The organism is Xanthomonas sp. AC360, assembly GCF_979258225.1.
This window is the reverse complement of sequence record NZ_OZ409846.1, coordinates 991,461-1,013,815: the sequence shown is the minus strand read 5'-3', so window position 1 is coordinate 1,013,815 and position 22,355 is coordinate 991,461. Positions and strand designations below refer to the sequence as shown.

Annotated in this window: 18 protein-coding genes, 1 other RNA gene and 1 pseudogene; 17 read left to right on the top strand and 3 right to left on the bottom strand. The window is 62.2% G+C overall.

The window, feature by feature from the left end; all coding sequences use genetic code 11:
- Positions 1-393: a VOC family protein gene (locus ACZZ0O_RS04455; protein WP_463592328.1), complete on the bottom strand. Its 393-nt coding sequence runs from the start codon at positions 391-393 to the stop codon at positions 1-3.
- Between the two features lie 169 nt (positions 394-562).
- Between ACZZ0O_RS04455 and ACZZ0O_RS04450 the strand changes: the two genes are divergently transcribed.
- The 4 genes from ACZZ0O_RS04450 (at position 563) to ACZZ0O_RS04435 (ending at position 6,304) form a co-directional block, all read left to right on the top strand.
- Positions 563-1,960 carry an FAD/NAD(P)-binding protein gene (locus tag ACZZ0O_RS04450; RefSeq protein ID WP_463592327.1) on the top strand — a complete coding sequence of 466 codons (1,398 nt, stop codon included), beginning with the start codon at positions 563-565 and terminating at the stop codon, positions 1,958-1,960.
- A 734-nt stretch (positions 1,961-2,694) separates the two neighbouring features.
- Complete coding sequence (gene uvrD / locus ACZZ0O_RS04445; protein WP_463592326.1) at positions 2,695-4,881, top strand: DNA helicase II; 2,187 nt, start codon at positions 2,695-2,697, stop codon at positions 4,879-4,881.
- A 204-nt stretch (positions 4,882-5,085) separates the two neighbouring features.
- Positions 5,086-5,667 carry a sugar O-acetyltransferase gene (locus tag ACZZ0O_RS04440; RefSeq protein WP_463592545.1) on the top strand — a complete coding sequence of 194 codons (582 nt, stop codon included), beginning with the start codon at positions 5,086-5,088 and terminating at the stop codon, positions 5,665-5,667.
- Between the two features lie 190 nt (positions 5,668-5,857).
- Entirely contained in the window at positions 5,858-6,304 is a 447-nt protein-coding gene (locus ACZZ0O_RS04435) for a universal stress protein (protein ID WP_055850174.1), read from the top strand.
- Positions 6,305-6,583: 279 nt separating this feature from the next.
- Here ACZZ0O_RS04435 and tagK read toward each other — a convergent pair.
- A pseudogene (tagK, locus tag ACZZ0O_RS04430) lies at positions 6,584-7,242 on the bottom strand (transcriptional regulator TagK).
- Positions 7,243-7,531: 289 nt separating this feature from the next.
- Here tagK and tssB point away from each other — a divergent pair.
- The 9 genes from tssB to ACZZ0O_RS04385 all read left to right on the top strand — a co-directional run bounded on the left by tssB (position 7,532) and on the right by ACZZ0O_RS04385 (position 18,321).
- Complete coding sequence (gene tssB / locus ACZZ0O_RS04425) at positions 7,532-8,041, top strand: type VI secretion system contractile sheath small subunit (protein WP_008572540.1); 510 nt, start codon at positions 7,532-7,534, stop codon at positions 8,039-8,041.
- 4 nt (positions 8,042-8,045) lie between these two features.
- On the top strand, positions 8,046-9,539 hold the full coding sequence (gene tssC / locus ACZZ0O_RS04420) for a type VI secretion system contractile sheath large subunit (RefSeq protein WP_463592325.1): 1,494 nt from the start codon (positions 8,046-8,048) through the stop codon (positions 9,537-9,539).
- Between the two features lie 83 nt (positions 9,540-9,622).
- Complete coding sequence (locus ACZZ0O_RS04415; RefSeq protein WP_055846859.1) at positions 9,623-10,126, top strand: Hcp family type VI secretion system effector; 504 nt, start codon at positions 9,623-9,625, stop codon at positions 10,124-10,126.
- Positions 10,127-10,191: 65 nt separating this feature from the next.
- A complete protein-coding gene (locus ACZZ0O_RS04410; protein WP_055846862.1) occupies positions 10,192-10,986 on the top strand; it encodes a type VI secretion system accessory protein TagJ in 795 nt (264 codons plus the stop codon).
- Between the two features lie 5 nt (positions 10,987-10,991).
- Complete coding sequence (gene tssE / locus ACZZ0O_RS04405; RefSeq protein WP_115514269.1) at positions 10,992-11,495, top strand: type VI secretion system baseplate subunit TssE; 504 nt, start codon at positions 10,992-10,994, stop codon at positions 11,493-11,495.
- Positions 11,496-11,499: 4 nt separating this feature from the next.
- Positions 11,500-13,383, top strand: a complete 1,884-nt coding sequence (gene tssF / locus ACZZ0O_RS04400; RefSeq protein WP_463592324.1) for a type VI secretion system baseplate subunit TssF — start codon at positions 11,500-11,502, stop codon at positions 13,381-13,383.
- Positions 13,347-14,387 carry a type VI secretion system baseplate subunit TssG gene (gene tssG / locus ACZZ0O_RS04395; RefSeq protein WP_463592323.1) on the top strand — a complete coding sequence of 347 codons (1,041 nt, stop codon included), beginning with the start codon at positions 13,347-13,349 and terminating at the stop codon, positions 14,385-14,387. The genes tssF and tssG overlap by 37 nt, the downstream gene beginning before the upstream one ends.
- Before the next feature lie 67 nt (positions 14,388-14,454).
- Entirely contained in the window at positions 14,455-17,199 is a 2,745-nt protein-coding gene (gene tssH / locus ACZZ0O_RS04390; protein WP_463592322.1) for a type VI secretion system ATPase TssH, read from the top strand.
- A 912-nt stretch (positions 17,200-18,111) separates the two neighbouring features.
- On the top strand, positions 18,112-18,321 hold the full coding sequence (locus ACZZ0O_RS04385; RefSeq protein WP_463602938.1) for a hypothetical protein: 210 nt from the start codon (positions 18,112-18,114) through the stop codon (positions 18,319-18,321).
- 648 nt (positions 18,322-18,969) lie between these two features.
- Here the strand turns inward: ACZZ0O_RS04385 and ACZZ0O_RS04380 are convergent.
- Positions 18,970-19,662, bottom strand: coding sequence for an amidase family protein (locus tag ACZZ0O_RS04380; protein ID WP_463592321.1), 693 nt, complete (start codon positions 19,660-19,662; stop codon positions 18,970-18,972).
- A gap of 77 nt (positions 19,663-19,739) precedes the next feature.
- Between ACZZ0O_RS04380 and ACZZ0O_RS04375 the strand changes: the two genes are divergently transcribed.
- The 4 genes from ACZZ0O_RS04375 to ACZZ0O_RS04360 all read left to right on the top strand — a co-directional run bounded on the left by ACZZ0O_RS04375 (position 19,740) and on the right by ACZZ0O_RS04360 (position 22,354).
- Complete coding sequence (locus ACZZ0O_RS04375) at positions 19,740-20,063, top strand: hypothetical protein (RefSeq protein WP_463592320.1); 324 nt, start codon at positions 19,740-19,742, stop codon at positions 20,061-20,063.
- An 833-nt stretch (positions 20,064-20,896) separates the two neighbouring features.
- A complete protein-coding gene (locus ACZZ0O_RS04370) occupies positions 20,897-21,424 on the top strand; it encodes a hypothetical protein (RefSeq protein ID WP_463592319.1) in 528 nt (175 codons plus the stop codon).
- A gap of 289 nt (positions 21,425-21,713) precedes the next feature.
- Positions 21,714-22,139 (top strand): DUF2147 domain-containing protein, encoded by a 426-nt coding sequence (locus ACZZ0O_RS04365; RefSeq protein ID WP_463592318.1) that lies wholly within the window; start codon positions 21,714-21,716, stop codon positions 22,137-22,139.
- Between the two features lie 139 nt (positions 22,140-22,278).
- A non-coding RNA gene (locus tag ACZZ0O_RS04360) (sX9 sRNA) lies at positions 22,279-22,354 on the top strand.
- Position 22,355 lies beyond the last annotated feature (1 nt).

Here is a 22,355-nt window from a genome sequence, read left to right as displayed (position 1 = left end):
TCAGTCCGGGCGCATCACCTGGAACACGTTTCCCTCCGGGTCGCGGCCGTCGTACATCTGGTAAGCGAAGCCCGCATAGCGTTTGAGTTCATCCACACGCACGCCTGCGCTGCGCAGTTGCTCGCGATGGGCGGCCAGATCGGAGGTGATGGCGAACACCAGCTTGGTGGTCGAGCCTGCCGCCGGTGCCGCGTCGGATGCGGGCGATGACGGCTGCTGTCGGTAACTATCGCCCATCAGGTGCAACGCCAGTTCAATCTGGCCCGCCGCCAGGACGACCCACTGATCGGCGATCTCCTCGATGACGGGAAGCGCGAAGTGGGTCTGGTAGAACACCTTGGCCGCAGCGACGTCGCGGACATAGATGATGAGCCTGACCAGTGCGATGGACATCCTGTGGGCCTCCCGCGGCGTTTACCGAGCGTGCGCGGCTGATCGTACGTGCTTCTGATGTCAGGACGCATGCCAACCTCTCCCACCCGTGCGGCAGCGGCGACGCGCCTTCGCAGCGAGTGGTGCGGTGACTGAAGGGTCCGGTGCAGCCATCGCCTACAATGCGGCAATGAACACATTGCGTGATCCCGGCGTTGCAGCGATCGCCATCGTCGGAGGCGGCGCTTCCGGCGTGCTGGTGGCATTGCAGCTGCTGCATCAGGCGACCACGCCGCTGCAGATCGTGTTGATCGAGCCGCACCCGGTGCTGGGCGAAGGCGTGGCCTATTCCACTGCGCGGCCCGAGCATCTATTGAACGTGCCTGCCGCGCGCATGAGCGCGCTGGCCGATGCGCCGCAGGATTTTGTCGACTACCTGCGCATGCACGCATGCTGCCCGGAGCTGGGCGACGCGCAGCTGCCGCAACAGTATGTTGGGCGCAAGCATTACGCCCCGTACCTGCGCGAGCGCCTGCAGGCTGCGCGTGCAACCAGTCCTGCGACCTTGCGCGTGCACACCGCACGCGTGCAGACCCTGCAGCCCAACGCAGACGGCGCACTGTTGCAGCTGGACGACGGACACACCATGCAGGCCACCGCCGTGGTGCTGGCGGTCGGTAATGCGCTGCGCCCGTTGCCGTTGCGTGGTGCCACCGGCCTGTCAGCGGCGCAACGGGTGGAAGCCTGGGATACCGAGGCGGTGGCCGCACTACCGCAAGACGCCGCCGTGTGCATCGTCGGCTCGGGGCTGAGCATGGCCGACACCGTTGTGACGCTGGCTGCGCAGGCCCACCGCGGCGCGGTGCATGTGGTGTCGCGGCATGGTCTGCTGCCCTTGCCGCATGCGCATGGCGCTGCCGCCGACTTCGATCCACAACCATTGCTTGCCTTGTCCTTGCGCGCACGCATGCGCGCGTTGCGCCAGCACGCGCGCGCGGCGCTGGCACAGGGGCTGCCGTGGCAGAGCGTGATGGAACGCATCCGACCATTGAGTCAGGCCTTGTGGCAAACCTTGTCGGTGGCCGATCAACGCCGTTTCCTGCGGCATGTGGTGCGCTACTGGGATGTGCATCGGCATCGCATTGCCGCGCCTGTGCATGCGCAGTTGCAGGCGATGCAGGCGCGTGGGCAACTGCAGTTGCATCGTGCACGGCTGGATGTGGCCTTCGAGGTAGGTGCATGCGTGCGTGTGAGTGCCGGCGCCGCCAGTGCCGGGCATGCGTTGCAGCTGGATGTGCAGACGCTGGTCAATGCCACGGGCGTTGAAATGCGCGTACAGGCGATGCGTAACCCGTTGTTGCAGCAGTTGCTGGGGCAGGGCATTGCGACGGCCGGCCCGCATGGGATCGGCGTGGACACCGCCGCCGACGGCAGCCTGCTCGATGCCGACGGGCGCGCCAACCCGCGGCTGCGGGTGATTGGCAGTCTGCGGATCGGTTCGTTGTGGGAAAGCCTGGCAGTGCCGGAGTTGCGCGAACAGGCAGCGGCGATTGCGCGGGATGTGTTGGTGCAGCTGGAGCGCCGATAGGCGTGTCGGGACCGGAAAAGGGAGCTTGGCCGCCTTCTCCGGCCGCGACATTGGCCTCTTCGAGGGGCGAAGGCGACGCATAGCGCCGGACGAGCGTGCGAGCGAAGCCTCGGGTGACCCGCAAAGCGTCGTGGCTGCGCTTGGTGCCCTCACCCCAACACCGGCTCCGGCTCCGGCTCCGCGCCCTGGCCCGCGCTTGCGGCGCGGGCGCTCCAAGGCACGCGCGCCCGCGGCGCGCAAGCCGTGCCTTCTCGCCCCGCAGCCGGGAGAGGGGCTCTGCCATGGCGAGCACTGCCTGATCTCTTGTAGGCGGGAAAACAATCAACCTGCTGCCTTCATCTTGCCGGTGTCAGAGGAATCAACGTCCTAGCTTCTCAGGTAGGCGTCAGAGCAATCAACGTCCTGGCTTCTCAGGTAGGCGTCAGAGCAATCGACGTCCTAAGCTTCTCAGGTAGGCGTCAGAGCAATCGACGTCCTAGCTTCCCAGGCAGGCCGCAGAGCAACCAACGTCCTCGCTTCTCAGGCAGGCATCAGAGCAACCAACATCCTGCCTTCTCAGGCAGGCCGCAGAGGAATCAACGTCCCAAGCTTCTCTGGCAGGCGGCAGAGAAGCCAGCATCCTGCCTTCTCCCGCCTGCGGGGGAAGGTGCCCGAAGGGCGGATGGGGGCAGCAATCCCAAACCGCTTCATCGCAATCTCAGCCGCAGCGACGCCACAACCGGTAAAATGCGCCGGTGGATGTCTCTCATTTGCTCGATCATTTAAACCCCGCCCAGCGCGAGGCCGTTTCCGCGCCGCCGGGGCATTACCTCGTGCTGGCCGGCGCCGGCTCCGGCAAGACGCGCGTGCTGATCCATCGCATTGCCTGGCTCAACGAAGTCCAGGGCGTGCCCAACCACGGCATCTTTGCGGTGACCTTCACCAACAAGGCCGCCGGCGAGATGCGTCACCGCACCGACCTGCAGCTGCGTAACGGCAGCCGCGGGATGTGGATCGGCACCTTCCATGGGCTGGCGCATCGGCTATTGCGCCTGCATTGGCAGGACGCGCGGCTGCCTGAAGGCTTCCAGGTCATGGACAGCGACGACCAGCTGCGGCTGGTCAAGCGCGTGGTGCAGTCGCTGGAGCTGGACGAGAGCAAGTATCCGCCCAAGCAGATGAGCTGGTGGATCAACGAGCAGAAGGACGAAGGCCGCCGTCCGCAGCATATCCAGCCCGAGCCCAACGACGATTGGACCGAGGTGCGCCGGCAGGTGTATGCGGCCTATCAGGAACGTTGCGATCGCTCCGGGCTGCTGGATTTCGCCGAGTTGCTGCTGCGCGCGCACGAACTGCTGCGCGACACCCCGGCATTGCTTGCGCATTACCGCGCACGCTTTCGCGAAATTCTGGTGGACGAGTTCCAGGACACCAACGCCATCCAGTACGCCTTCGTGCGCGTGCTGGCCGGCGAGACCGGGCATGTGTTTGTGGTCGGCGACGACGATCAGGCCATCTATGGCTGGCGCGGTGCCAAGGTCGAGAACGTGCAGCGGTTCTTGAAGGATTTCCCCGGCGCGCAGACGGTGCGGCTGGAGCAGAACTACCGTTCCAGCGCCAATATCCTGGGCGCGGCCAATGCGGTGATCGCGCATAACCCGGACCGCATCGGCAAGCAGCTGTGGACCGATTCCGGCGATGGCGACCCGATCGATCTGTACGCGGCCTATAACGAAGTGGACGAGGCGCGCTATGCGGTGGAGCGCGCGCGCCAGTGGGTGCGCGATGGCGGCAGCTACGGCGAAGTGGCGGTGCTGTATCGCAGTAATGCGCAATCGCGCGCGCTGGAAGAAGCGCTGATTTCCGAGCAATTGCCGTACCGCGTGTATGGCGGCATGCGCTTTTTCGAGCGCGCCGAAATCAAGGATGCGCTGGCTTACCTGCGCCTGCTCACCAACCGCAGCGACGATGCTGCCTTCGAACGCGCGGTCAATACGCCCACGCGCGGCATCGGCGACCGCACGCTGGACGAAGTGCGCCGGCTGGCACGCGCCAATGCATTGTCGTTGTGGGAAGCGGCAATGCTGGCCACGCAGGAAAACAGCCTGGCCGCGCGTGCGCGCAATGCCTTGGCGACCTTCCTGAGCCTGGTCGGCCAGTTGCATGCCGAAACCGGCGAGATGGAACTGGCCGAACGCATCGACCACGTGCTGATGCGCTCGGGCCTGCGCGAGCATTGGGCCAAGGAAAGCCGCAGCGGGCTGGATTCGGAATCGCGCACCGAGAACCTGGACGAACTGGTGTCGGTGGCCTCGCGCTTCACCCGGCCGGACGACGAAGACAGCCAGGGCATGACCGAGCTGGTTGCGTTTCTGGCGTATGCCTCGCTGGAAGCCGGCGAAGGCCAGGCGCAGGCCGGCGAAGAAGGCGTGCAGTTGATGACGCTGCATTCGGCCAAGGGTCTGGAGTTTCCGATCGTGTTTCTGGTCGGCCTGGAAGATGGCTTGTTTCCGAGTGCGCGGTCGCTGGAAGAAAGCGGCCGGTTGGAGGAAGAACGGCGTCTGGCGTATGTAGGCATCACTCGCGCACGGCAGAAGCTGGTGCTGTGCTACGCCGAATCGCGCCGCATCCACGGCCAGGACAATTACAACGTGCCGTCGCGGTTCTTGCGCGAAATCCCGCGCGAGCTGTTGAACGAAGTGCGCCCCAAAGTGCAGGTCTCGCGCACCGCCTCGTTGGGCGCAGCGCGTGGCGGCCCGGTGCACGGAATCGTGGAGACCGCGCCGATCAAACTCGGCGCCAACGTCGAGCACCCCACCTTCGGCGGCGGCGTGGTCGTCGATTACGAAGGCAACGGTGCGCATGCGCGCGTGCAGGTGCAGTTCGACGAGGTCGGCGCCAAATGGTTGGTGATGGCGTACGCGAATCTGACGGTGATTTAGTTGGGCGATGGCGCGCTTTCTCCTCTTCCTGCAGGCAGGTGTGGCGCGCAGTTCCGGATGAGGGTGGGTCGCGGTGACAGAGCGTCATCTTCGTGTCCAGGCCGTTCCAGCACCGTATCGCGCCGTTGTGCGCTGCCCGATGCATTGGCCACAGCATTCGTGACACGCTGCGGTCGAACCGACCGCATGAAGACACACGGCCCGATGCGCACCGAAAAACAGAAAATGCTCGCAGGCGAGCTGTACAACGCTGCCGATGAAGCGCTGCAGGCCGATCAGGCGGCCGCTGCTGAGTGGATGGTGCGTTACAACGCCGCTGCCCTGCAGACGGCTGAGCAGCGGCACGCGCTCTTGCGCGAGCGGTTGGCGGACGTGGGCGCGGGCGCGGTGATCCGTGCGCCGTTTCATTGCGACTACGGGTACAACATCCGTCTGGGTGCGGGTGTGTTCCTCAACTTCAATTGCGTGATTTTGGATATCTGCGAAGTCAGCATTGGCGATGGAACGCAGATCGGCCCTGGCGTCCAGCTTTACGCTGCCGATCATCCGCGCGATGCGGCCGGCCGTGCCAGCGGTCTGGAATTTGGACGCCCGATCTGCATCGGGCGCAACGTATGGATTGGCGGCGGGGCGATCATCCTGCCGGGCGTGAGCATTGGCGACGATGCGTTGATCGGCGCAGGCGCGGTGGTCACCCGCGATGTCCCCGCGGGTGCGACGGCAGTGGGCAATCCGGCGCGCGTGCGCGAGATGCGGCCTGATCCGGATGCCGTAGCGACGGACTGAGCGCAGTGAAAGACGCGTTGCGTGCGATGTGATCTATCTTGCATGCGTTGCACGTAGTAGCAAAAACATCATGAGTCGCCACACCAGCAATTGCAGCATTGATCCACATCAAGGCAGCCACCACCAGCGCCTGTCACCGTGAGTCCGGCACTACCCTTTGGCAGCACTGCCACCCTTGCAGGAGGTCACCATGTACAAACGTATTCTCATCGCCATCGATGCATCCGAGCTGTCGCATCGCGGCTTGTTTCAGGGGCTGGAATTAGCCAAGGCGACCGGTGCCAAGGTCGACATCGTCACCGTGTCCGAGCCGTGGGCGATGGGCATGTACGACGCGATGGGCTGGAGCGTGGGCTACGAGGCGAGCCCGGAATATCGTAATGAGCGCGAAGCCGCTGCCGAAAAGATTCTGCGTCCTGCACTGGAGCTGGCGATAGCTGCAAACATCAAGGCGACCTCGCGGCATGTGCTGGACCGTTTCGCCGCCGAGGGCATCGTGCAGATCGCAGAAGAATGCAGAAGCGATCTCATCATCATGACCTCGCACGGGCGACGTGGCGTGCGCCGCATGCTGCTCGGCAGCCAGACCGTGGAAGTGCTCACGCACAGCACGATCCCGGTGCTGGTGATTCGTTGAGGCCGATGCCGATATCAAGTTGTTGATGAGCAGGCATGCAGACGGCCCATCGGGTTGTTACACGTAGGAGCGCACCTGGGCGCGACTGGCGTTCCCGATAATGCCAGTCGCGCCCAGGTGCGCTCCTACGTAGTGCTTATAGTTTCCTGTGTGCACGAGGCAGACAAGAACACGATGAATGGACGTGCAGTCTGATGCATGTACCTCGTCGTAGGAGCGCCCCCGGGCGCGATGGGGCGTTCCCGGTAATGCCATCGCGCCCAGGCGCGCTCCTACGCATTAGCCCTTCATCGGCTCCAGTTGCGACACAAAGCGTGGCGACGGTCGGGCGAGCCGGCGCAGTGCTTCGGCGTGCATCAGCGGTGCGTTATGGGTGAGAGGCGCAGCCGTGCGTGGCGTGGCGTGCGTGTGCTGCTGCGCGTCCTGGCCTAACTCGCGCATGAAGCGCCACATCGGCATGTAGTGGCCACGGCGCGGTGCCGGTGCGTGCGGCGTGGCGCGGCATTGGCGGCGCCACTGCATCGGTGGCATGCCGAAGCGCTGCTGGAAGGCGCGCTGGAACTGCCGCTCCGAGGCAAACCCCATTTCGTACAGCAACCAGGTCAGGCTGCACTCCGGATACGCCTGCAGATAGCGGTGTGCGGTGCATAGGCGCTGCTCGCGGATATAACTGGCGACGCCGCCACGCGACTGGAACAGCCGATACAACGACGCCCGCGACAGCGCGAACGCCTGTTGCAACGACTCGGTGCCGAGCTCGGCCTCACTGATGTGCTGCTCGATATAGGCAAGCAGATCGATCATCAGCGGCGCATGCGCCTCCATGGTCGAGGACGCTTGCGGCACGATGGCGCTGTAGTAGCTGATGCTCATGCGGTATTGCCTGCGGCCCACTCCCCGGGGCCTGTCCTTTGATCAACCGAAAAAAGCATCGCCAACCCATCACGCCTCTTTCACGAAGTCGGCCGCGCATCACGCATCGGAACGATTGAGACGATTTGTCGGGTGAGCGCGCAGGGCCATTCCTAGACTCGCCGCAACGCTGAAGAGCGTCATCGCACGGCCTGTTGCTTTGGTCCGCGTGGTGCGGCAGTTGCGGGGAAGCTCGCAGCACCGGCGTCGCACGCAGGCTCCAGGCGATCGGCCGGGCCGGCGATATCCAGGCCACAAGGCAGCGCACGTGCCCCGCACGTTGGCGCAACGGGCAAGCTCAATCGGAGATCAGGCATGGCCAGCAGTCAGAAGTTCATCGCCCGCAATCGGGCGCCACGCGTGCAGATCGAATACGACGTAGAGGTCTACGGCGCGCAGAAGAAAGTGCAGATTCCGTTCGTAATGGGGGTGATGTCGGACCTGTCCGGTGCCAACGCCGGCGAACTGCCTTCGCTGGACGAGCGCAAGGCATTGGAGATCGACGTCGACAACTTCGACAGCCGGCTGCAGTCGATGCGCCCGCGTGCGCAGTTCAAGGTGCCCAACACGCTCACCGGCGAAGGCGAGCTGGCGGTGGATATCACCTTCGAAAGCATGGACGACTTTTCCCCGGCCGCCATCGCACGCAAGGTCGCGCCGCTGGCCAAGTTGCTCGAAGCACGCACGCAGTTGGCCAACCTGGACACCTATATGGACGGCAAGGCCGGCGCCGAGCAGCTGATTGCCAATGCCATCCGCGACCCGGCGTTGCTGCAGTCGCTGGTATCGGCGGCCAAGCCTGCCTCCGAGCCGGAAGGAGCCTGACGCCATGTCCGCCACCGAAGCCGCACTGGCCAGCAGCAGTACCGAAACCAGCGAGCAGGGCGATTTTGCCGCGCTGCTCAATCGCGAGTTCCGCCCCAAGAGCGAACGCGCCAAGGAAGAAGTGGAAGCGGCGGTACGCACGCTCGCCGAGCAGGTGCTCAACCGCAGCGATGTGGTCAGCGAAGACGTCTCGCAAACCATCAAGGCCTATATCGCCGAGATCGATCGCACGCTCACCGAACAGCTCAACCAGATCCTGCATCACGCCGATCTGCAGCAGCTCGAAGGTGCCTGGCGCGGCCTGCATTACCTGGTCAACAACACCGAGACCGATCAGCAGCTCAAGATCCGTGTGCTGAACATCAGCAAGAAAGAACTGGGCAAGGTGCTCAAGCGCTACAAGGGCACCGCGTGGGATCAGAGTCCCATCTTCAAGAAGGTCTACGAGCAGGAATACGGCCAGCTCGGCGGCGAGCCGTATGGCTGCCTGGTCGGCGATTACTACTTCGACCAGAGCCCGCCGGATGTGGAGCTGCTCAACGGTATTGCACAGGTTGCTGCGGCTGCGCACGCGCCGTTCATTGCCGCGGCCGCGCCGAAGTTGATGGGCATGGACAACTGGAACGAGCTGTCCAACCCGCGCGATCTGGCCAAGATCTTTTCCACGCCCGATTACGCCGCATGGCGCTCGCTGCGCGAGTCGGAAGATTCCAAGTACATCGGTCTGGCGATGCCGCGCACGCTGTCGCGCCTGCCGTATGGCGCGGCCACCAGCCCGGTGGACGAATTCGATTTCGAAGAAGAGACCGCCGGCGCCGATTCCAATAAATACACCTGGCAAAACGCGGCGTATGCGATGGCGGTCAACATCAACCGCTCGTTCAAACAGTACGGCTGGTGCTCGCGGATTCGTGGCATCGAATCCGGCGGCGCGGTGGAAGGGCTGCCGACGCACACCTTCCCCACCGACGACGGCGGCGTGGACATGAAGTGCCCCACCGAAGTGGCGATCACCGACCGCCGTTCGGCCGAGCTGGACAAGATGGGCCTGATGCCGCTGGTGCACCGCAAGAACTCGGACATGGCCGCCTTCATCAGCGCGCAGTCCTTGAACAAGCCCGACGAATACGACGACCCGGATGCCACCGCCAATGCCGCATTGGGCGCGCGTCTGCCGTACATGTTTGCGTGCTGCCGCTTTGCGCATTACCTCAAGTGCATCGTGCGCGACAAGATCGGTTCGTTCTCCGATCGCGAGCAGATGCAGAGCTGGCTGACGCGCTGGGTGACCCAGTACATCGATGGCGATCCGTCCAATTCCAGCGAAGAAACCAAGGCGCGCAAGCCCTTGGCCGCCGCCGAAGTGGTGGTGGAAGAAGTGGAGGGCGCACCGGGCTATTACAGCTCCAAGTTCTTCCTCAAGCCGCATTACCAGCTGGAAGGCCTGACCGTCTCGTTGCGCCTGGTCTCGCGCTTGCCCTCGGCCTCCAAGGCCTGATCCAGCGTCTTTGCGTCACGGCGACGACGTGCGCTCTGTACGTCGCGCCACCTGTGTTTCCCACTTAGCGAAGGAGCAGTTCCATGGCGTTCGACATGCATATCAAGTTCGGCAGCGGCAAGGTCAAGATCGAAGGCGCGTCCAACCACAAGAAGCACAAGGGCGAGATTCCGATCCTGGCGTGGTCGTGGGGCGCGAGCAATTCCGGCGACCTGCACACCGGTGGCGGTTCTGCCAGTGGCGGCAAGGCGCATATCCAGGACATTTCCATCACCAAGTACGTCGACGGTTGTTCCAACGCATTGCTCGATGCAGTGTGCACCGGCGCCCGCGTCGAAAACGCCTGGTTGTACGTCACCAACGCCACCGGCGAGCAGAGCGACTTTCTCACCATCGAGTTGAGCGAAGGCGTGCTGATCACCTCGCTGTCCACCGGCGGTTCCGGCGGCGAAGACCGTCTGACTGAAAACGTGACGCTGCACTTCGGCAAGTTCAAGTACGGCTTCCAGCCGCAGGACGACAAGGGCACGGCGCAGGGCGGCGCGAAGGAATTCACCTACGACATCCAGGCTGTCGCCAAGGCGTAATGCCGGCAACACCAACGGCGGTGCCATAACCGGCACCGCCACCTTCTTCGATAAGGACACGCGCGATGGATGCCACCGCACAGACCCTGCTCGCCCGTGGAGAGCCGGCGCAGGCGTTGCAGCAATTGGTGCAGCAGGTGCGTCGGCAACCGGCCGATGCCGCGCAGCGCGTGTTTTTGTTTCAGCTGCTGGCCGTTCTGGGCCAGTGGTCGCGCGCGGCCGACCAGCTACGCGCCTGCCTGGAGCTGGATGGCGGCAGTGCGCCGATGGTGCACACCTACCAGCGCGTGTTGCAGGCAGAACAGACGCGCGCTGCGGTATTTGCCGGCGACTGCCTGCCTACCGTGATCGGCGCACCCGATGCCTGGATGGCGCTGCACCTGCAGGCCTTGCAGTTATCGCTACGTGGCAATGCAGCGCAGGCGGCCGCATTGCGCGAGCAGGCGTTTGCGCAGGCACCGGCCATCGGCGGCACGCTGGATGGCGTGCGGTTCGAATGGCTGGCCGATGCGGATGCACGCTTCGGCCCGTGCATCGAACTGATCCTGGACACCGGCTATGCGTGGGCACCGCTGCATCAGGTGCAGCAGCTTCGCTTCGAAGCGCCCAGCGATCTACGCGATACCGTGTGGGCGCCGGTGAGCGTGCTGTGGCGCAATGGTGGACAGGCGTTTGCGTACATGCCGGTGCGCTATCCCGGCAGCGAACACCTGGATGCGGGCGAGCTGCAACTGGCGCGTCGCACCGAATGGACCGAAGGTGCGCAGGGCGAAATCGGCCTGGGCCAACGCATGCTCAGCACCGAGTCGCGCGAGGTTGCGCTGCTCGAGGTGCGCGAGCTGCAGTTCGACGCGTCCTGATCGTCATGGCCGAGCTCACCACCACCGAACGCTTGCAGCCCTCGCTGCTGGACCGGCTCACCGATGCCGCGCCCAGCCAACGCGAAGAGAGCCGCGACCAACGCGTGATTTCCGCAACGCGCCTGCGCGAATGCGTGATCCGCGATCTATCGTGGCTGTTGAATGCAGTGAATCTGGAAACCAGCCGGCCGCTGGACGCGCATCCGCAGATCCGTCGCTCGGTGCTCAACTTCGGCATCCCCGATCTGGCCGGCGCAGCCGTGGCCGGCATCGATGCGGCCGCGCTGCAGCAGCGCATTCGCGACGCTATCCTCGCCTTCGAACCACGCCTGATCGCTGACACCTTGCGCGTCAGCGTGCACGCCGACGCTGCGCGCATGGACAAGCGCTCGCTGCTGTTCACCATCCAATCGGAGATGTGGGCGCAGCCGCTGCCGTTGAACCTGTATCTGAAGACCGCGCTGGATCTGGAAACCGGCCGGCTCGAAGTGATGGAGGGCCACGGCTAATCCCATGGACCCGCGCCTGCTCCCGTACTACACCCGCGAATTGCAGCACGTGCGCGACATGGGCGCCGAGTTTGCGCGCGAGTACCCCAAGATCGCCGGGCGGCTGGGGCTGGATGCGTTCGAATGCGCCGACCCGTATGTGGAGCGGCTGCTCGAAGGGTTCGCGTTTCTGGCCGCGCGCGTGCAACTCAAGCTGGACGCGCAGTACCCGGTCTTTACCCAGCACTTGCTGGAAATGGTCTACCCGCATTATCTGGCGCCACTGCCCTCGATGGCAGTGGTGCAGTTGCAGCCGGATCTGAAAGACAGCGGCCTGAGCGCCGGTGTCGATGTACCGCGCCATAGCGCGCTGCGCAGCCTGATCGGCGCCGGTGAGCGCACCGCCTGCGAATTTCGCACCGCGCATGCGGTGACGCTGTGGCCGCTGCAGTTGGCCGAGGCCAAGTATCTGGAATCGCCGGCTGCGCTGGCGGCAGCCGGTATCGCATTGCCCGCCGGGCGCAGCGTGCGCGCCGGCATCCGCTTGCGCTTCGAGCTGGTGGGCGGTGGGCAAACCCAAGGCCTGGCATTGGATCGGCTGCCACTGTTCCTGGCCGGCGCCGATGGCCTGCCCAAGCGGCTGTACGAACAACTGCATGCCGACACCAGCGCCGTCCTGCTACGTGGCAGCGATGCGCAGGGCGCCACCGTGCAGACGCTGCAAGGCGCCGATGCGTTGCAGATGCGCGGGTACGCCGACGAAGACAGCTTGATCCCGTATGACGGTCGCTCGTTCAGTGGCTACCGGTTGTTGCAGGAATATTTCGCCTGCCCGGAGCGCTTCCTGTTCGCAGAACTCACCGGTTTGCGCACTGCATTGCGTCGCCTGCACGGCACCAGTTTCGAGGTGGTGATCTTGCTGGAACGCAGCGTGCCCAGCCTAGCGGCCGCAGTGAGTGCCGAACACTTCAAGCTGTTCTGTACGCCGGCGATCAATCTGTTCGAACGCCGCGCCGACCGCATCCATCTGCAGACCGGCCAGCACGAATATCACGTGCTGGCCGATCGCACCCGGCCGATGGATTTCGAGATCCATCATCTGGGCGAGGTGGAAGGCTTCGGCGACCGCCAGGAACCGGAACAACGCTTCACCGCGTTCTATGGTGGCGACGCACACACCTGGCATGCGCGGCATGGCGCGTTCTACACCATGCGCCGCGAGCCACGGCTGCTGTCGGCGCGGCAACGCCGCGATGGCGCGCGCTCCAGTTATGTGGGCAGCGAGGTGTTCGTCAGCCTGGTCGACGCAAACGATCAGGCGCACGCCAGTAACTTGCGTCAGCTCGGGCTGCAGTTGTGGTGCAGCAATCGCGACCTGCCGTTGCACATGCCGGTGGGCAAGGGCACCACCGACTTCAGCATGGACAGCGGTGTGCCGGTACAGAGCGTGCGCTGCGTGGCCGGGCCGACCAAGCCGCGCCCGGCTGTGTCCGACGGGCAAACCGCGTGGCGCTTGCTCAGCCAATTGCAGCTCAATTATCTCTCGCTGTTCGAAGATGGCCCCAACGGTGCGGCGGCGCTGCGCGAGATCCTCACCCTGTATTGCGACCCGTTCGATGCCTCGGCACAGCGGCAGATCGAAGGGGTCAAGCAGGTCACCGGCACGCCGATCGTACGACGCATTCCGGTGCCTGGCCCGATCACGTTCGGCCGTGGTTTGGAGATCACGCTCACTTGCGAAGACGCCGCCTTCGAAGGCACCGGCGCGTTTCTGCTGACCTCGGTGCTGCGGCACTTCTTTGCGCGCTATGTCTCGGTGAATTCCTTTACCGAAACCGTGCTGCGCACCACCGAACGCAATGAGGTGGCCCGATGGCCCGCCCAGCCCGGCTCCCGACCGCGCCTGTAAGCGCCGGTGCTGCCGCGCTGGAACAGGCGCTGCAGACCCGGCCCCAGGACTTCACCCCGTTTGCGGCGTTGCGCGCGATCGAGCGTTGCCATCCGTTGCAGCCGCGCCTGGGCGAATCCGCCCGTGCGGTGGACGACGTGGTGCGCCTGCGGCACACCCCGTCGCTGGCATTCGCGCCGCACGCCCTGGACCGCTACACACCGGCGCACGACGCGCAACCCGCGGCGCTGTACGGGCTGTTTCTTGGCCTGTTTGGCCCCAACGCGCCGTTGCCGCTGCACCTGACCGAATACGCCATCGAGCGTGCGCTGCAAGCCAAGGATGGCACCTTCGCCGCGTTTGCCGATGTGTTCCATCACCGCATGCTCAGCCTGTTCTATCGCGCCTGGGCGCAGGCGCAGCCCACCGTGCAGGCCGAGCGACCGGCCTGCGATCAGTTCCGTGCGTGGCTGGATGCGCTGGTCGGTATCGCCAGCCCGCACCTGCGCGAGCGCGATGCATTGCCCGACGATGCGCGCCGCTATCACGCCGGCCGGTTTGGCGCGGCCACGCGCACACCGGAAGGCTTGCGCGCCGTGCTGCAGCAGCTGTTCGACTGGCCGGTGCAGGTGCAGGAATTCATTGCCGAATGGATGCGGCTCCCCGCCGATGCGCAGTTGCAATTGGGCCTTGGTCCGCGCAATGCACGGCTCGGTCTGGACAGCGTGGTCGGCGCCCAGGTACGCGGCGCACAGCAGCGTGTGCGAATTCGGCTGGGGCCGCTGCCGCGCATCGCGTTTCAACGCTTCCTGCCCGGTGGCCACGCGCTACGCCAGCTCACCGCGGCGGTACGCAGCTATCTGGGCGACGAATTCGGCTGGGAGCTGCAGTTGCTGCTCAAGGCCGACGAAGTCCCCACCCCGCACCTGGCACGCAATAGCCGCTTGGGTCTGGATACCTGGCTGGGCCGGCGCGCCTGGAGCGTTGCCGACGCCGACGAGGTGGTGTTGCGCCCCTCTGGCTGACCGCACCGCTACCACTGCCGCTCACACACACGCTTACACGCAACGTAACGACTTTGAAGGACGCATCATGGCCGAGATCTCCCGCAGTGCCCTGTTCGGCAAGCTCAATCCACTCGCCTATCGCGGCATCGAAAGTGCCACGGTGTTCTGCAAGCTGCGCGGTAACCCGTATGTGGAGTTGGTGCACTGGTTGCATCAGCTGCTGCAGCTGCAGGACTCGGACCTGCACCGCATCATCAAGCACTTTCAACTCAATCCTTCCACGCTGGCGCGCGATGTCACCGCCGCGCTGGACGGCCTGCCGCGCGGCTCCACCGCCGTCACCGATCTATCGGCCAATGTCGAAGAAGCGGTGGAGCGCGGTTGGGTGTATGCCTCGCTGAGCTTCGGCGAGGCGCAGGTGCGCACCGGTTACTTGGTCGTCGGCATCTTGAGCGTGCGCGGTCTACGCAACGCGCTGCTGGCGATCTCCAAGGAGTTCGACAAGCTCAAGCCCGCTGTGCTCAACGAGCACTTTGCACAGATCGTGGCCGGCTCGCCGGAAGATGGCCTGCTGCCCAGTGATGGGTTTTCGCTCGGTCAAAGTGCGGCGCCGGGCGAAGCCAGCGGTGCCATCGCCCCGGCCGCGATGGGCAAGCAGGAAGCGCTGAAGAAATTCACCACCGATCTCACCGCGCAAGCGCGCGAGGGCAAGCTGGACCCGATCATTGGCCGCGACGACGAGATTCGCCAGGTGGTCGACATCCTGATGCGTCGCCGCCAGAACAACCCCATCCTGGTCGGCGAGGCTGGCGTGGGCAAGACCGCGGTGGTGGAAGGCTTCGCGCAACGCATCGCACGCGGCGACGTGCCGCCCGCATTGAAAGACGTACAACTGCGCACGCTGGACGTCGGCCTGTTGCAGGCCGGCGCCAGCATGAAGGGCGAGTTCGAGCAGCGCCTGCGCGCGGTCATCGACGAAGTGCAGGCCAGCCCCAAGCCGATCATCCTGTTCGTGGATGAAACCCACACCTTGGTCGGCGCCGGTGGCGCGGCTGGCACCGGCGATGCCGCCAACCTGCTCAAGCCGGCACTGGCGCGCGGTACCTTGCGCACTGTGGGCGCAACCACATTCGCCGAGTACAAGAAGTACATCGAAAAAGATCCTGCACTGAGCCGCCGTTTCCAGGCCGTGCAGGTGGACGAGCCGGACGAAGCCAAGGCGGTGCGCATGATGCGCGGCGTCGCTTCGATGATGGAGCAGCACCACAGCGTGCAGATCCTGGATGAGGCGCTGGAAGCCGCCGTCAAGCTCAGCCACCGCTATATCCCCGCGCGCCAGTTGCCGGATAAATCGGTGAGCCTGCTCGACACCGCGTGCGCGCGCGTTGCAGTGAGCCTGCACGCCACGCCGGCGGAAGTGGACGACAGCCGCCGCCGCATCGAATCGCTGGACACCGAACACGCCATCATCGAGCGCGAGCGCGCCATCGGCATCGTGGTGGATGAGCGCGCGGCTGCGTGCACGGGTTTGCTCGATGGCGAGCGTCGCCGTTTGCATGACCTGGAACAGCGCTGGGTGTCCGAGAAAACATTGGTCGACGAATTGCTGTCGTTGCGCGCGCAATTACGCAGCGGCAACGCCCCGGTCGAAGGCACCGGCAGTGCGTTGGAAGCCGAGGCAGAACAGCACGCCTCCGGTGATACAGCCGTGCTCGACGCACCAGTGCAAGTGGATCGCGACACGCTGCTAGCACGCCTGCAACTGGTGCAGGCCGAACTAGTCGCAATGCAAGGCGAATCGCCACTGATCCTGCCCACCGTCGATTATCAAGCCGTCGCTGCCGTAGTCGCCGACTGGACCGGGATCCCGGTCGGGCGCATGGCGCGCAACGAGATCGATACCGTGCTGCGCTTGCCCGAACTGCTGGCCAAGCGCGTCATCGGCCAGAACCACGCCATGGAGATGATCGCCAAGCGCATCCAGACCAGCCGCGCCGGCCTGGACAACCCGGACAAACCGATCGGCGTGTTCCTGCTCGCCGGCACCTCCGGCGTCGGCAAGACCGAAACCGCACTCGCCCTGGCAGAGACGCTGTACGGCGGCGAACAAAACCTGATCACCATCAACATGAGCGAGTACCAGGAAGCGCACACCGTCTCCTCGCTCAAGGGCGCACCGCCCGGCTACGTCGGTTACGGCGAAGGCGGCGTCCTCACCGAGGCAGTGCGCCGCAAACCCTACTCGGTGGTGCTACTCGACGAAGTGGAAAAAGCCCACCCCGACGTACACGAACTGTTCTTCCAGGTCTTCGACAAAGGCTGGATGGAAGACGGCGAAGGCCGCCGCATCGACTTCCGCAACACCTTGATCATCCTCACCAGCAACGCCGGCACCGACCTCATCGCCAGCCTGTGCAAGGACCCGGAGTTGATGCCGGATCCGGAGGGCATGGCCAAGGCCATCCGCGAACCGTTGTTGAAGGTGTTTCCGCCGGCATTGCTCGGGCGCTTGGTCGCGATTCCGTACTACCCGCTGAGCAACGACATGCTCGGGCAGATCGTGCGATTGCAGTTGAACCGGATCAAGAAGCGGATCGAAGAGCGCTACAAGATTCCGTTCGAGTACGACGACTCAGTGGTGGAGCTGGTGGTAAGCCGGTGCACCGAAAGCGAATCGGGTGGGCGGATGATCGATGCGATTTTGACTAATTCTATGTTGCCGGAGATTTCGTGGGATTTCTTAAATCGAACGTTGGAAGGTAGTGGGAATAGATCTATTAGTGTCGATTCAGACGGCAATAATTTTATTTATAATTTCGATATCGCGTAATTAATTTCTTCGCAGCGTCGCATCAAAGAAATTTGATGTGGCGAGCGGATCCTTAGTCTATCGATGTCTAGTTAAGTTATGAATTTCTGCTTATAAGAGGTGTAATTTCATGTCAAATCAAACCCTCACTTATCTTGAGAAGCACTGGCCTACGTTTGAGTTCAACAGCTGGAGATTTACCTCGTTGCGATGCAGCGGAAAGCTTAGTGTAGCTAACTCAAGGTCCGGTGCTGGAATGGTATTGCTTCAAGGGATCGAAGTGAAAGTAAAAGGTCAATGGCTGCGAGCCCACTTATCATTTCCACCCGATGACACTCGGGAGGGAACTTTCAAGGAGGGGCATTTGAAGATAGAAAGCGGTCCGTACCTAAATCAGTATTTTTTTTCCTGCGATGATAACGAAACATGGGAGGTTGAGAAGCTACCAAATTCACCTACCGTGCGCACACATAGTCCAGGTGACTGGAGTCGTTTGGACGCGGGTCTATGGATTGACATAGATAAGCTCGTTACCTCTCTGGCTTACTTGGAATATTAATCTAAAAAAATATCAATTGGTGGAATGATTTCAAAGGAGGAAGTATGTGCCCTCACTGTCTAGATGCCCTTTGTAATATGGGATCAATTTGCCATCGTGGAATTTTTTCCTGCAATGGCGACGCTTTCTCACCGAAGGCCGCAGGTCAGCATAAAGAAACAAAGAAGTCTTCAAAGAGAGGTCAGTTCGAGAGTGAGCATCTTTTCCCACATGCAGCGCTTAAATTATCGGGTATAAATTATAGCTATCAAACAGAGCCTACTTTAAGTATACCGTATGACGTCCATCGAGGCGGCCAGAGTGGAGCTGGAGGAGGAGTCTCTTCTACTGGAAGTAGCGGGACCGCAAGCGGATGGTCTAGCCATTTAGGAACCTTGGCTCAGAATGATTTCCCCGGCGCGCTACGACTCGCCGTTATTGATCAGCTAAATGCGCATTACGTCAATGGCAATTTGAGTGCTGAGGTTGCTATGCAAGTTATTCAGGTTGTCAACGGGCATGCATCTTTGGGGCGCCTCACCGGAACCCAAGCAGGTGAAATAAATAACTTGATTGCGGATTACTACTACTCAAGAGCCAAATAAGTCTCACGATCCGCAGGAAATTTGAAATAAATGTTTTAACAAAGCGACCAGAGTGGTTGCCAAAATTATTTGGATGCACTTATAGACCTACTGGGCGGTTGAGTTGTCTCGCAGCGACTCAGCCTTGCTTCGCTCTACGCTCAGAAGTGCGGTGTCCCAGTGTCAGTTATTGATTAGGGTAGCTGCTAATTTGGTAAGGCTCTGGTGGTCCAGGGTCTTTGCGAATAGCACCGTAAATCGCCTGACGTCTTGACAAAGGTGCATCTGACGCCGGATGCGTTTTGTGCTGGGTGATCAATGCTCCATCAATGCCATGGGGATCGTATCAATGGCTTGCTCCCGTAAGTGCGAGGGTCGCGACCACTGCTACCCACATAGGTTGAGTTTGAGGTATCGGTAGCAGGCCGGGACGTAGCGTTCGGATCGACAAGACAGGGTGTGATGACCGCGCTTGGTATGGAAGAGAATCAGGCGCAGTTTTCGGACATCTCATCCAATTTTTTAGCGTGCTGTTGAATTAAAAGCATTTTTTCGGTGTTGAGCGAAGTTGGCTCTGAACCTATTGACCGAGTATCTATACTTAAAACCGATACCTGAGGACCAGGATCGAAATGATAGCGCTGAGGATTTTTTAGCTCTCAAGCGCCATTACTGACTCAGTGCCGGATGCAGGTTGGGTACGGCGCTGATGCTTTCCAGTAGTGCAGCGACATGAAGGATGATGGATTTTTCCTGCCAATTGCCGACGATTTGTACTTTGATCAGCAAGCCTTCCTTGCTTGTGCCGAACCGCATCGCAGCACCAGGCAGGTTGGCGACACTGAGCGGCATTGTTACGCGCTGAAGGTAGGCGGCGTCCACGGTCTGACCGTTGATGGTGAATTCGGCGACGCAGTGCCCGTGCGCGGCAATCGGCAACACATGGGTGATCGGTGCATTGTAGCGGCTGAAGTAGTCGGCATAGCTATCACGGATGCGTTCGACGGCCTGCTCTGCCTCGATGTAGTCCTGCAGCGAGGTGTCGGCGATCGCCGGCATTGTCTTGGACATCTTGAACACAAGGTCTTCATGGCCAACCGTCGCTCGCGCGGACGCAGGCTTCATCTCCATGACGCGCAGCTTGTTGAATACATCGAGTATGAAATCACGCTCTATCGCCGTGATGCGGACTTGTTCGACAAAGAGGCCGATGTGCTTCAATGCCATGGTCACCGCGGGCACCGTCGCTTGAATATTGGGATCGACCGGCCCGTAGCCGGGGCCAACCATCCAGCCAATCCGCAGCCTGCAGTAGGACTGGCGGCCGATGCTGGCGTCGAACGGTACGGTGCTGTTCGACAAGGCATCCTGGCCATCGGGTCGGCCAGCTGTGCGAAGGCGAGCGCGATGTAGCGGATCGAGCGGGCCATCTGCCCGACATGCCAGAAGCGGTGCGGCGCGCGCGTCCAGATGCCGGTCATGGGGAAGCGGTCGAGGGTTGCCTTGATCGATACGATAATCTGCCGGACGTGGTGAAGAGCGAGGTTCACGTTTTCAACGATATGAACAGTGGATGGCTTTCCAAGATGCTGGTGGCGGCCGACGCGGCCGACGCGGTCAACGCCAAGGACTCCAAGAAGCGTGCACGCGCCATCTTTGCCGCAATCGGCGGTGCGCAGTTGATGGCACGTGGTCGAGCGGACATCAAGCTCTTCGATGCGTTGATCGACAGTTACCAGGCAAGCGGGTTGTTGCCGAAGTGATGACGCATACATCGCCATGCGGCGAATGGCGTTGCTTCGACTTGAAGACACTTGCGAAGCGGTGAAGAGTTGGAGCGGTTGACTACGTGTGCCATCGCACCTTGGCTGCGGATTTTCACTAACGGGTGCATGCGACTGTTGTGAACGGATAAGTCTGGAGTCAGTGGCCTTGGCCACACGCAGCGTCATAGGTCACCACACAGCGGTACGCATCGCAGGCTTCACAGAAGCGGGGCATGGAGCAGTCGTCAACTAGCGCGCTACGCGTGCGATGCCAGGAATGTCAGAGCCCGTGCTGTCGCCGTCGCTAGAAACAAGTCAGGTGAAGCGGACCCTGTTGGAAGGGTGGTCCATTCTCACCGTTAGCCAGCGCGCCCAGTCGAATTTTCATCCAACAAAGCGTCGCATGTCACACGTCTGCATCCCGGCAGATGATTGAGACGTTGTGTCGGGTGTGTGTTCTTCCGCTCGCTAAGGTTGGCTTGAGCCCTACCGGTGCTTGAGGACAGCATGAGCCCTGTCGCTACATCAAGTTCCTGTCGATGCTCTCCGGTCACGTTTTATCGTGACTCTGGAAGCATCAATCAATGTCCCTGACGCTGTAGGCATGGATAAGACGGTGGTGTTGAGTTTCCGGTATCAGAGCTTCGGCATGGCGCTGGCCAACTGCTTCGGAAGGATATTGGAAATTAGAGACATCAAGAAATATTGCGCTTGATAACCAGGTGTCACGCACGCTGCGTCCAATGTTGTGCCAGGGTGCCGGTTGATCGGTCATCCATGGCGAGAGGCGACTCGGGGCGGCCTTCCCAGCCCCCAAGAGGGTAATTATCATGGCTATCACGATCCTTTCCGCTGTGTACGGCACCAGCAACGCAGGAATCGATGTCACCCAGGTGTGCCAGAACATCGTCGACACAGGCGACGACGATATCACCGCAAGCAATGCCTTCTTTGGAACGGACCCCGACCCGGGTACGGTCAAGAGCTTTGCGCTTCTGTACAAGAATCCCGCGTTGAACAACGGCAATCCCATCGCGCTCGGTTGCGCGGAAAATGGCCAGATCGATCTGGTTCCCAATCCGCCTACTGCCACGACGCCCGTTCCAGTGCCGGGTAAACCCAGTTTTACAGTCGTGCGTGCACTGTACGGCACCGGTAACAACGGGTACGACGTCACTGCCACATGCCAATGGCTGATCAACAACGGTGGTACCGCGATCACGGTGAGCAACGCAACGTTCGGCGGGGATCCCGATCCCAATGTCAAAAAGAACTTTGCCATCGTTTACACGGCTGTAGGCGGCGGCGCGCAGCAGTTTCGTGCCTGTGCAGAAGGCTCGACATTGAACCTGAGTTAGCCGGTTTCTGAGCAAAGTGCGTTGCGCTGATGTGGCCCAAGATTGGCCATGATCAGTAGCTCTCCAGTCCTTCTCCCGTCAGTGGGGAGGGACTGGAGATTATGTAGCGCAGAAGACGCTGAGGATGAAGATGGTGCCTTGTCGACCAAGTCGTGGCTAACCATGTCCCAAGATTGCGCCAATAAGATCGGATTAGCCGGCTCTGATTCTTTCATGAATCAATCGCCGGTCATCGGCCACTGCGGCAAGCCGCTTTGGTTTTCCCGTCTTGTTGAAGGTTGAACGAATCATGCACCCGCCAATCTCTGCCGCACGCTGTTTCGTCCTCGCATTGGTTGCATTGAGCGCAACCGCATTCGCCGCCGAACCAATCACCGGGAAGTGGTTCACCGATAACCAACAGGCACTGGTGGACATCCAGTCGTGCGGTACATCGCTGTGCGGCACCATCGTCAAGGTGCTGCGTGTCAAGCCGGGTAGCGCAAAGACCGATGTGTTCAATCCTGATCCGTCCAAGCGCCACAACCCGATGGAAGGAACAGTGATTCTGAGCGAGCTGGTGGATGCGGGGGATCTGTGGAAAGGCAAGATCTACAACCCTGAGTCGGGCAAGCGCTATAACGCCAAGGTCAAACGCGATGCCGATGGCTCGTTGAAGGTGGAGGGATGTGTGGCCTTCATCTGCAAGGGCCCAACCTGGCAGCTTGCCAACTGATCGCCGCGCAGACGCACGGTCGGGGAAGCTAGCCAGCTCGATACAGCCAGCCCGTTGCAACCTGGGCCGGGCATCCAAGCGCGGCTAACGAAACGACTGGGGAGCCGCCCGGCAGGCGCAGCCGATGTTCGACCTCGGCCGGCCCAACTCGGACACTACGGTTCCTGCGCGCCGTCCACGCTCACCTGATGCCTGTCCGCACGGCGTTGTGAGCCG